We start from the raw sequence: 11,267 nt of genomic DNA on the forward strand, positions 1-11,267 counted from the left end.
TAGCCGTGATAGCTTGGCTGATCTGTTGATTGATTGTTTTCCACATAACAATTACTCACCTTTTAAACCTATAAATAAACTATGGCAAAAAGGGATTAAATAAACAAATTAATCGGTGTAAAATTAAGACTATCAATTTCTGATACAAATCACTGAAACGGAATAAAAATGAATAAAAGTTTTATCACTAACTTATTGGCAGCGTGTTGTGTTGTTATTGGTTTTGTATTTGATCAAGCCATTGTACTTTCGGTGGGCTTATTTGCACTCTCTGGTGCGGTTACAAACTTACTCGCTATTCATATGCTATTTGAAAAAGTCCCGTTTTTATATGGATCGGGGGTGATTGCGCTCAAGTTTGAAAGCTTTAAAGTAGCTATAAGAAATTTAATACTTACGGAGTTCTTTTCTGAGCATAAAATAGACAAGCTTCTAAGCAAGGCGCAGCCAACGATAGACTTTGAATCGGTAATTGAAAAGGTAGATTTAAATCCCGCTTTCGATAATTTGTTATTGGTGATAGAGCAATCACAATTTGGCAGCATGCTGGCAATGTTTGGCGGTACAGAGGCGGTAGAGCCAATGCGAGAAAAATTTATCGAAAAAATGCAATTATCACTGGTACAAATAAGTGACACCGACGATTTTAAAGTGCTAGTAAGCGACATGCTTACTCAAGGAAATAACGCGGAAAGCTTACATAATACGGTACTTAAATTAGTGGATGAACGCCTAGATGAACTCACCCCTAAAATGGTAAAAGAAATTATTCAAACCATGATCCGCGAACACTTAGGCTGGCTCGTTGTATGGGGTGGGGTATTTGGTGGCTTGTTTGGTTTGTTGGCAGCGCTTATTTAATAATAAATACACGTTAAGCAGGTACTAAGCCCTGCTTAACGTGTTTGATTCGCGTAAATTGAACGTATTAAAACCGATTTCCTAGTCATAATTTAGGTTATTTAGATCCCGCCATAATAACCACCATCAGTTTATTTACCTTTGCCAAATCCCTTATTGATGTGCTGGTGGTAGCCTCAATATTGAAAAAGCGTGCAGATTTGTCTAAATCATAAAGCGCTACAAAATCATTCATTGATAAATCATTGCAGCGTAATTTTTTGCCAATTACATGCTTGTTGGTATGGAGCTCTTTAATTGTTTTGTGCAGTGTCAGTTGTTTGTTAGATGCAACGGCCATGCAAACTTGTGTACCGGGTGATGAATCAGCGGCAACAAAAGTGGTTGCCATTACAGGCGCTGTTAATGTTGCTGCGCCCAATAATACAGTTGAATATAGAGTTGCTTTGAAAGAAATCATAGTATTTTCCTCTTTGTTTATGTGCAACTTAAGTATTGTTTAATGTAGCCAGAATGTTGTTAACTGAATGGGGCAAGCTGTAAGAAGATGTGTATATAAATTATGCAATTTTGTAGGTGTATGAAAAGTTGTTCATAAGTAACCTGAACTATGGATAATAAATCTATCTCAAGCAGCTATTTTCAGCGCTAACTGCGTTGAATTTACTTGCAATAGGCCCGCTATTGACGCGAAAATTCGCCTTGTTTTCATTGTAAATTTCTAGCTGGAGAAAACGAACTAAATTATTAATATAATTCAATATGTTAGTAAATCTCTTAACCAAAGTTCAGGTTAAGTAATTTATTTTTGACACAGTTTAGCGTTTTCCTACTGAAATATTTTTTCAGACTGTTATTATCGCGCCCTAAATTTGTGGCATTTTATATTTTTGGAGCGCAATTGTGAATAAAACGTTAGCCAGTTACTACCAGCAAGCTTATGCGTGTGAGCAACAGCATTTTAACCAATGTTTTTATTGCGGGTGTGAGGCAACAGAGCGCGATCATTGCCCACCATTGCACATGTTACAAAGTATTATTGATTTAGGCGAAGAAGCAGATTTTGTTGCTATTGCGGCTTGTTATGAATGCCATGCATTACTTCATAATGAACGCTTAATGACCATTGATGAGCGTTTTAGTAAGCTTAAAAAGAAACTATCAAATAAATACGCCAAGCCCTTACGTGTGTACAACATGTGGGAAGAAAGCGAGCTTGGCGACATGAGCGATGAATTTGCGCACAGCATTCAAGCGGGCATGAAACTCGGTAAAGAAGCGGCTGAGCGACTTGCCTTTACAGGGTTTAGTTATGCCACTGAAGAAGCGCGCGTTACGGTGCGCGAAAAAACCAAAGAGTTTGATGTAGAAGGCACCGTATTTACCGATTTTAAAGAAGCGCTTAACTACTGCATTAACGTATTGAAGGTGCAAAAAAGTGACTTTTATAAAATTTTAGTCGAGGATTATCAAGGCGATTTTAATAAGGCATTGAGCCAATACAGGCATCGTCATGATAAAGTCACCGCCGCAAAAGATGGCAATACATTAATTAAAGATTTTTCAAAATTACATAAGCAAAATTCCGATTTTGTAACACGAACGGTTAAACACTTTATCAGTAAAGATCCATCGCTCACCACAGAAGAGGCACTGGATAGGCTTTATAACAATTATATAAAAAATAATTACAGAAACTCACCTTAAATAACCGCCTTTTCACCTGTTTTTTTAGCTTTATGCGTTTGCTTTCGCTAAAGTAGTAAAAAAACAGGAGAACCTAAAAACATGCAAAAATTTGCTCCCTCATTGCTAGCTGTTGGTTTAGCAGCGGCTCTTGTTGGTTGCCAAGAAAGCGGCCCGCAAGATGCAAAGGTAACCATTAATAAAAACCCATACCCAAGTACTTATCAACCCGTTGCTACATCAAGCACATTAATTACCAATGCCACTGTATTAACGGGCACGGGTGAGCGTTTAGATGAAGCCGATGTATTACTTGTTGATGGTAAAGTACAGCAAGTTGGTAAAGATTTAACCGCTAACGCAGACACCACTATCGATGCGCAAGGCAAATGGGTAACACCAGGTATTATTGATGTTCACTCTCATTTAGGTGCTTATCCAAATCCGTCGGTTGAGTCTCACCAAGATGGCAACGAAATGACCAGCCCTAATACGGCAGAAGTATGGGTTGAGCATTCAATTTGGCCACAAGATCCAGGTTTTAATCGTGCACGTGAAGGCGGTATTACCTCGTTACAAATTTTACCAGGTTCAGCTAATTTATTTGGTGGACGTGGCGTTACCCTTAAAAATGTACCGGCTCACACCATGCAAGGGATGAAGTTTCCTGATGCACCATACGGTTTAAAAATGGCGTGTGGTGAAAACCCTAAACGCGTTTATGGCCGAAAAGGTGAATTACCGATGACACGTATGGGTAATATGGCAGGCTATCGTACAGCTTGGATTGGTGCGCAAGAGTACAAGCGTGAGTGGGACAAATACGATGCTGATTACGCTGCGGGTAAAAACCCAGAAGCTCCACACCGCGATATTAAATACGATACCCTTCGCGGTGTTTTAGAAGGTGAGGTTCGTATTCACAATCACTGTTATAAAGCTGAAGAAATGGCGATGATGATCGACCTTTCTAAAGAGTTTAATTACCATGCGGGTACATTCCATCACGGTATTGAAGCCTATAAAATCGCAGATTTACTGGCTGAAAATGGCTCGTGTGCAGCACTTTGGCCAGACTGGTGGGGCTTTAAAATGGAAGCCTACGATATGGTACAAGAGAACGTAGCGATTGTTGATGCAGTTAAAAACTCATGTGCCGTTGTGCATTCAGACTCAGACACGACGATTCAGCGCTTAAATCAAGAAGCCGCAAAAGTAATGTACAGTGCAAACCAAAATGGTTTTGATATTTCTGAGCAGCATGCAATTAAGTGGATCACGGCTAATGCCGCTAAATCACTCGGCATTGAAGATAAAACAGGCTCACTTGAAGCGGGTAAACAAGCTGATGTGGTTATTTGGAATCAAAGCCCATTTAGCGTTTACGCAAAAGCAGAGCAAGTGTTTGTTGATGGCGCAAAAGTTTACGATAGAAACGATAGCGCATTCCAAGCACAAAGTGATTTTATGTTAGGTCAACAATAAGGAGCACCCAGAATGAAAAAATTATCACGTTCGTTTTCGCTTTCTCTGGTTGCTGCAGGGTTACTAGCATCGGGTGCGGTGAGCGCTCAATCTCTTGCTATAATTAACGCAACACTGCATACATCCTCAGATCAAGGCGTATTAGAGTCTGCCAGCATCGTAATGAATGATGGCAAAATTACTGCAATCAATCCTAGCGATGTTAAAGCAGATAAAATTATTGATGCCAAAGGTCAAATCGTTACCCCTGGTTTTATTGCCACTGTAAATCAACTTGGTTTAGTTGAAGTCGGTGCGGTTGCAGGCTCTCGCGATGCGGGAGAAGAAAAAGCAGGTATTGATTTTGATGCAAGCTTGGCATTTAACCCTCGTTCAAGCCTAATCCCTTATGCACGTAAAGGCGGTGTTACTCGTGACTTAATCACTCCGTATGGCGGTGACAGCATATTTGCGGGCCTTGCCAGTGTGGTGGATTTAAGTGGCAGCTTTGAAAGCGTACTTAAAAAACAAGCGGCATTAGTGGTTCATTTGGGTGAGCGAAGCAAAGGCTCTCGTGCATTTACATTGCAAACACTGATCAATAAGTTAGATGAGCACCAAACCAAAGCAAGCAAAGAAGCTAAGAAAGACGATGCTAAGCCAAGTGCTGAAGATAAAATAATGGCTAAAGTACTAAAAAGCGATATGCCATTACTAATTAGTGTGTCGCGTGCATCGGATATTGTTGAACTTATAAAAGTGAAACAGCAGTTTGGGGTAAATATTGTTCTTAATGGTGCGCAAGATGCCGTTGTAGTTAAAGATCGAATCGCAAAAGCGGGTATTCCTGTGATCATCAGTGCAATGGATAACTTACCAGGCAGTTTTGATTCATTACATGCAAGCCTAAATAATGCCGGCATACTAGAAAAAGCAGGTGTTAAAGTACTTTTAACTGTGGGTGGCGATGCCAGTCATAATGTTTACCAGCTCCGCTATGATGCCGGTAATGCAGTGTCTTACGGTATGAGCCAGCAAGGCGCATTAAAAGCGATGACTTCAAATGTAGCTGATGTATTTGGTATTAATGCTGGTAGCTTAGAAGTGGGTAAAGCCGCTGATGTTGTAATGTGGAGTAATGACCCGTTTGAGCTGAGCAGCCACGTAAATAAAATGTTTATTAATGGGGTTGAGGTAAGTACTGAATCTCGCCAAGATAAACTGCGTGAGCGCTATACAACAGAATCAAACATGCCACGTGCATACACTAAATAAACTTGTTTAGTTGAATATAAAAGGCCGCATTAGCGGCCTTTTTTACGAATGCCTTTTACTTATACCAATCCGCAAAGTAAACCACTTAAATAAGCGAATAGCTATTAGGCACAAAAAAAGGCGCTCTTTGGAGCGCCTTCTTTTCATTCATTTAATGGATTTATACCAGTTTAGATAAAATCTCGTTAAATGTTGTGCTTGGGCGCATTGCTTTAAAAGCTGCATCGTCATTTGGCTGGAAGTATCCGCCAATGTCCATTGCTGGGCCCTGTGCATCGTTTAGCTCGCTAACAATTTGCTCTTTGTTAGTTTCAAGGTCGCTAGCAATTTGCGTAAACTGCGCTTTAAGCTCGCTGTCATCATTTTGCTTAGCAAGTTCTTGTGCCCAGAATAAAGATAAGAAGAAATGAGAGCCACGGTTATCAATCTCTTTTACTTTACGTGAAGGCGACTTGTTTTCAGCTAAGAATGTGCCGGTAGCTTTATCAAGCGTATCTGCAAGTACTTGTGCTTTTTTGTTACCTGTTGTTGTGCTTAGGTGCTCAAGTGAAGCAGCAAGTGCTAAGAATTCACCTAAAGAATCCCAACGTAAGTGGTTTTCTTTCTCAAATTGTTGAACGTGCTTAGGAGCAGAGCCACCCGCACCAGTTTCAAATAAACCACCGCCATTCATTAGTGGCACAATTGAAAGCATTTTAGCACTGGTACCCAACTCTAAAATTGGGAATAAATCTGTTAAGTAATCACGTAACACGTTACCCGTTACAGAAATTGTGTCTTTACCTTCTTTGATGCGTGCTAGTGAGAACAAGGTTGCATCCATTGGCGATAAAATTTGAATATCTAGGCCAGCCGTGTCGTGATCTGGCAGGTATTTATTTACTTTTTTGATTAGCTCAGCATCGTGTGCACGTTCTGCATCTAACCAGAAAATAGCCGGGTTACCCGTTGCGCGAGCACGGTTTACTGCAAGTTTAACCCAATCTTGAATAGGTGCATCTTTAACCTGACACATGCGCCAGATATCGCCTTTCTCAACACTGTGCTCAAGTAACGTATTACCGTTTGTGTCTACAACACGGATAGTACCGTCAGCTTTTGCTTCAAATGTTTTATCGTGTGAGCCGTACTCTTCTGCTTTTTGAGCCATAAGGCCAACGTTTGGTACGCTACCCATAGTCGTAGGATCAAATGCACCGTGCTCTTTACAAAAATCAATTGTTGCTTGGTAAACGCCAGAGTAACAACGATCTGGAATTACAAAGCTTGTGTCTTGTAATTTATCGTCTTTATTCCACATTTGACCGCTTGAACGAATTGCAGCAGGCATAGAGGCATCGATGATCACATCACTTGGTACGTGTAAGTTTGTAATACCGCGATGAGAATCAACCATTGCGATAGCAGGGCGGTCAGCGTAAACAGCTTGAATGTCAGCTTCAATTTCTTCGCGCTTAGCGTCATCTAATGTTTGAATTTTAGAGTACACATCGCCTAAACCGTTATTTACATCAACACCTAGCTCTTCAAAAAGTGCACCGTGTTTTGCAAAAACGTCTTTGTAAAATACTTTTACAGCGTGACCAAAGATGATTGGATCAGATACTTTCATCATGGTCGCTTTCATATGAAGCGAAAATAACACGCCTTTTTCTTTAGCTGCATTAATTTCAGCTTCAAGGAATGCTTGTAATTTTGCAGCACTAATACGTGATGCATCAATTACTTCACCAGCAAGTAATGGCGTGCTTTGCTTAAGTACAGTGATATCGCCATTAGCCGCTACGTGTTCAATACGAACATCCGTTGCTTCATCAACAGTTACTGATTGCTCAGAACCAAAGAAGTCACCTTCTTCCATGCTTGCAACATAAGACTGTGAATCTTTGCTCCATGCCCCCATTGAATGTGGGTTATTACGTGCATATTCTTTTACTGAACTTGGTGCGCGACGGTCAGAGTTACCTTCACGAAGTACAGGGTTTACTGCACTGCCTTTAATTTTGTCATAGGCGGCTTGAATCGCTTTTTCTTCATCGTTTTTAGGTTCTACAGGGTATTCTGGGAGTGCATAACCTTTTTCTTGAAGCTCTTTAATTACAGCGCGAAGTTGTGGAACTGAGGCACTGATGTTCGGTAATTTAATGATATTAGCTTCTGGTGTTTTTGCCATTTCGCCAAGTTCTGCAAGTGCATCACCAATGCGTTGTTCTTCTGTTAGGTAATCCGGGAAGCTCGCAATTACACGACCAGCGAGTGAGATGTCGCGTGTTTCAACTTCAACACCTGCCGCATTTGTGTACGCTTGGATAATTGGTAACAACGAATACGTTGCTAATGCCGGAGCTTCGTCCGTTTTTGTATAGATAATTTTTGATGTCATCATCATTCCTAGATAGTAGGCCGCATTGGCCAAATTCAACAATGCAAAGAAATCATCGCCTAATACCCTATAAATAAAGTATTAATGTATGCAATGAGTAGTCTGTTAGGTGTTGGTACTCGTATAACCTAAACAAGGTAAGAATAATCACACCTGACGGACTAGTGTCTTTTATAACTAAAATTTATGTAAATCTAAACTAGCCATTAGGCTAAAGTAATTACGTTTTACAGGATAAAGAGTGTAACAAGCTTGGCTAAAAAGGGCTAGGATTACGCGCCAAACGCCAGCAGTTAAACATCTAATAGTGAAATTATTGGGGTAGATAAAATAAAATCAAGGAGTGGGGTTGAATTAACACACAATGAGGCAATTTATATTGAAGTGGTTAGGGATTTTTAGGGAATTAAGCGAGGATCTAAACAGGTCGCTCGCTTTAGTCTCATATTTACAATCACTCTATAATATCGCCGTTAGGGGCTATATTAGTAGCGTGTAGACCTTTAGGGCCCTGTTGTAATTCGAAGGTAACATCTTGACCAGCTTTAAGTGTCTTGTATCCGTCCATTACAATAGTGGAGTAATGAGCAAAAATGTCGTTCTCGCAACCGTCTTCTACGATGAAACCAAAACCTTTGGCGTTGTTGAACCATTTGACTTTACCACAAGCCATACTTCTACATCCTTCTATAAGTTGACTAATTTAGTTATCCTAAACTGTATTGTTTGCTAGACTGACTAAGGTTTAATCAATCACCATTTGACTGTAGTTTATTTAAGCAACCAGTCAAGTGTTTTAGGTTATTTTTTAACATTTTATTTATTTTTTTATTCAAGTTTGCTTGAGTTACAAAGACAAGACTATATTTAATTATGAGTGGTATGAAAGATTCTGGTGTTATCGACACCGTTCGCGATAGTGAAAAGCAAAAGTTGCAGCCACCGCGAAAATATAAAGTTGTGTTAAACAACGATGATTACACGCCGATGGATTTTGTAATAGAGATCTTAATGACGTTTTTTAATATGGATAGCGATAGAGCAACTGATGTGATGCTGCAAATACATCAGCAAGGTAAGGGCATTTGTGGTGTTTACAGCGCCGATGTAGCACATACCAAGGCTGAGCAAGTTAACCGCTACTCAAGGGATAACGAGCATCCACTGCTATGTAGTTGTGAGCAGGAATAAATACCACAAAGGTGAATTTTCATCTTTGAAGTGCGGTATAAAATTATTATCTCTGTAAGGGGTTGCCAATGCTAAATAAAGACTTAGAACTAACTTTGAACACCGCGTTTCGTGAAGCGCGTACACGTCGTCATGAGTTTATGACCGTAGAGCATCTTTTATTAGCTCTACTCGATAATCCATCAGCTGGAGAAGCGCTTAATGCGTGTGGTGTTGACATTTCTGGATTAAAAACAGAGTTACTTGAATTTATTGATGAAACCACACCGGTTATTCCTGATTTAGAAGAAGAACGCGAAACTCAACCAACGCTTGGTTTTCAGCGTGTATTACAGCGCGCGGTATTTCATGTGCAATCTTCGGGAAAAAATGAAGTGACTGGTGTAAATGTACTGGTGGCTATTTTTTCTGAGCAAGAAAGCCAGGCAGTTTATTTACTTAAAAAGAATGATATTTCTCGCCTTGATATTGTTAATTTTATTTCTCATGGGATTGCCAAAGGTGACGACGAATTAGGCGATGACACTGACGATATTCATGAAGAGGTGCAAGAAGTAGCAAGCGAAGAAGCGAGTAAGCTCGACAGCTTTACAACTAACCTTAATATACACGCTAAAGAGGGTAATATTGACCCGCTTGTTGGCCGTGATAGTGAAGTAGAGCGCACAGTGCAAGTGCTGTGTCGTCGTAAAAAGAATAACCCATTACTGGTTGGTGAAGCCGGCGTAGGTAAAACTGCTATTGCCGAGGGCTTAGCCTATCGTATTGTTAACGAACAAGTGCCTGAAGTCATTGCTGATGCGGTTGTGTACTCCTTAGATATGGGCGCGTTACTTGCCGGTACCAAATACCGAGGCGATTTTGAAAAACGCTTTAAAAGTTTATTAAAAGAGTTACAAGCAAAACCAGGTTCAATTTTATTTATTGATGAAATTCACACCATTATTGGTGCAGGTGCTGCCTCAGGTGGGGTAATGGATGCCTCAAACTTAATTAAGCCGTTACTCTCAAGTGGGCAATTACGTTGTATGGGTTCTACTACTTACGGTGAGTACAAGAATATTTTTGAAAAAGATCGCGCCCTAGTTCGTCGCTTTCAAAAAATTGATGTGCTTGAACCTAGCGTTGAAGACACCACTAAAATTCTTAACGGCTTAAAAGATCGTTACGAAGCACACCACGGTATTCGTTATACGCAAAAAGCGTTAAAAGCAGCCGCCGAGCTAAGTGCCAAGTACATTAATGAGCGTCACTTACCTGATAAAGCGATTGACGTTATTGATGAAGCAGGCGCAAGCCAACGGCTACTGCCTACGTCTAAGCGTAAAAAACCATTGGTGTATCTGATATTGAGATGATTGTGTCTAAAATGGCGCGTATTCCGCCTCAAAATGTGTCGTCGTCTGATAAAGAAACGCTGAAAAACTTAGACCGTAATTTAAAAATGTTGGTGTTTGGACAAGATCAATCCATTGATGCATTAACTTCTGCTATTCGCTTATCGCGTTCAGGTTTAGCGAATGAGAACAAACCGGTTGGTTCGTTCTTATTTGCAGGCCCAACGGGGGTCGGTAAAACTGAGGTTACCAAGCAATTAGCTAAATGTATGGGTGTTGAGTTTATTCGTTTTGATATGTCTGAATATGTTGAGCGCCATGCGGTGAGTCGTTTAATTGGTGCGCCTCCGGGTTATGTTGGTTTTGAACAAGGCGGCTTACTAACAGAAGCGGTCATTAAAAATCCACACGCTGTTGTACTTTTGGATGAGATTGAAAAAGCCCATCCAGATATCTACAACATTTTATTGCAAGTTATGGATCACGGTACGCTAACTGATAATAATGGCCGTAAAGCCGACTTTAGAAACGTCGTAGTCGTGATGACCACTAATGCCGGCGTGCAAGAAACCACACGTAAGTCGATTGGCTTTAGTGAGCAAGACCATACGCACGATGCAATGGGTGAAATTAATAAAGTATTTTCACCAGAATTTAGAAACCGCTTAGATAACATTATTTGGTTTAATCACCTCGATAAAGAAGTTATTTTACAAGTGGTTGATAAGTTTGTTGTGGAGCTTCAAGCGCAACTGGATAAGAAGTCAGTTAACCTTGAGCTTACCTCTAAAGCACGTGAGTGGTTGGCTGATAAAGGCTATGACAAAGCAATGGGCGCGCGCCCTATGGCGCGTGTTATCCAAGAAGATCTTAAAAAGCAATTGGCTAACGAAATACTGTTTGGTGAGCTAATTTCTGGCGGTACGGTAAAAGTATCGGTTAAAGATAAAAAACTGCGTTTTGATTACGAGAGTGACTTAACGCCAGCCTAACCTAAAAAAGTTAGCAATTTAAAAAGACCTGCTTTATGCAGGCTTTTTTATTTGCCAAAGGAATAGGCAACAAAAAAC

At 40.3% G+C, this 11,267-nt stretch carries 8 protein-coding genes and 1 pseudogene; 6 read left to right on the forward strand and 3 right to left on the reverse strand.

The window, feature by feature from the left end:
• Nucleotides 1–168: 168 nt before the first annotated feature.
• Nucleotides 169–861: a hypothetical protein gene (locus tag P20439_RS05495; RefSeq protein WP_008465150.1), complete on the forward strand. Its 693-nt coding sequence runs from the start codon at nucleotides 169–171 to the stop codon at nucleotides 859–861.
• 97 nt (nucleotides 862–958) lie between these two features.
• Here P20439_RS05495 and P20439_RS05500 read toward each other — a convergent pair whose 3' ends face one another.
• Entirely contained in the window at nucleotides 959–1,321 is a 363-nt protein-coding gene (locus P20439_RS05500) for a DUF3718 domain-containing protein (RefSeq protein WP_008465151.1), read from the reverse strand.
• 443 nt (nucleotides 1,322–1,764) lie between these two features.
• On the opposite strand from P20439_RS05500, the gene P20439_RS05505 reads away from it, so the two are divergent.
• The 3 genes from P20439_RS05505 (at nucleotide 1,765) to P20439_RS05515 (ending at nucleotide 5,286) form a co-directional block, all read left to right on the forward strand.
• Nucleotides 1,765–2,568, forward strand: a complete 804-nt coding sequence (locus P20439_RS05505) for a hypothetical protein (protein WP_008465153.1) — start codon at nucleotides 1,765–1,767, stop codon at nucleotides 2,566–2,568.
• 81 nt (nucleotides 2,569–2,649) lie between these two features.
• Complete coding sequence (locus P20439_RS05510; protein WP_008465154.1) at nucleotides 2,650–4,032, forward strand: amidohydrolase; 1,383 nt, start codon at nucleotides 2,650–2,652, stop codon at nucleotides 4,030–4,032.
• Between the two features lie 12 nt (nucleotides 4,033–4,044).
• On the forward strand, nucleotides 4,045–5,286 hold the full coding sequence (locus P20439_RS05515; protein ID WP_008465156.1) for an amidohydrolase family protein: 1,242 nt from the start codon (nucleotides 4,045–4,047) through the stop codon (nucleotides 5,284–5,286).
• A gap of 160 nt (nucleotides 5,287–5,446) precedes the next feature.
• Here P20439_RS05515 and P20439_RS05520 read toward each other — a convergent pair whose 3' ends face one another.
• Both P20439_RS05520 and cspD read right to left on the reverse strand, forming a co-directional pair.
• Complete coding sequence (locus P20439_RS05520; protein WP_008465158.1) at nucleotides 5,447–7,669, reverse strand: NADP-dependent isocitrate dehydrogenase; 2,223 nt, start codon at nucleotides 7,667–7,669, stop codon at nucleotides 5,447–5,449.
• 454 nt (nucleotides 7,670–8,123) lie between these two features.
• On the reverse strand, nucleotides 8,124–8,342 hold the full coding sequence (gene cspD, locus P20439_RS05525) for a cold shock domain-containing protein CspD (protein WP_008110104.1): 219 nt from the start codon (nucleotides 8,340–8,342) through the stop codon (nucleotides 8,124–8,126).
• A 209-nt stretch (nucleotides 8,343–8,551) separates the two neighbouring features.
• Here cspD and clpS point away from each other — a divergent pair, with 209 nt between their 5' ends.
• Both clpS and clpA read left to right on the forward strand, forming a co-directional pair.
• Nucleotides 8,552–8,860 (forward strand): ATP-dependent Clp protease adapter ClpS, encoded by a 309-nt coding sequence (gene clpS, locus P20439_RS05530; protein WP_008110102.1) that lies wholly within the window; start codon nucleotides 8,552–8,554, stop codon nucleotides 8,858–8,860.
• Nucleotides 8,861–8,928: 68 nt separating this feature from the next.
• A pseudogene (gene clpA, locus P20439_RS18460) lies at nucleotides 8,929–11,189 on the forward strand (ATP-dependent Clp protease ATP-binding subunit ClpA).
• Nucleotides 11,190–11,267: the final 78 nt, after the last annotated feature.

The organism is Pseudoalteromonas sp. BSi20439 (assembly GCF_000241165.1).
In the GTDB taxonomy this organism is placed as follows: domain Bacteria; phylum Pseudomonadota; class Gammaproteobacteria; order Enterobacterales; family Alteromonadaceae; genus Pseudoalteromonas.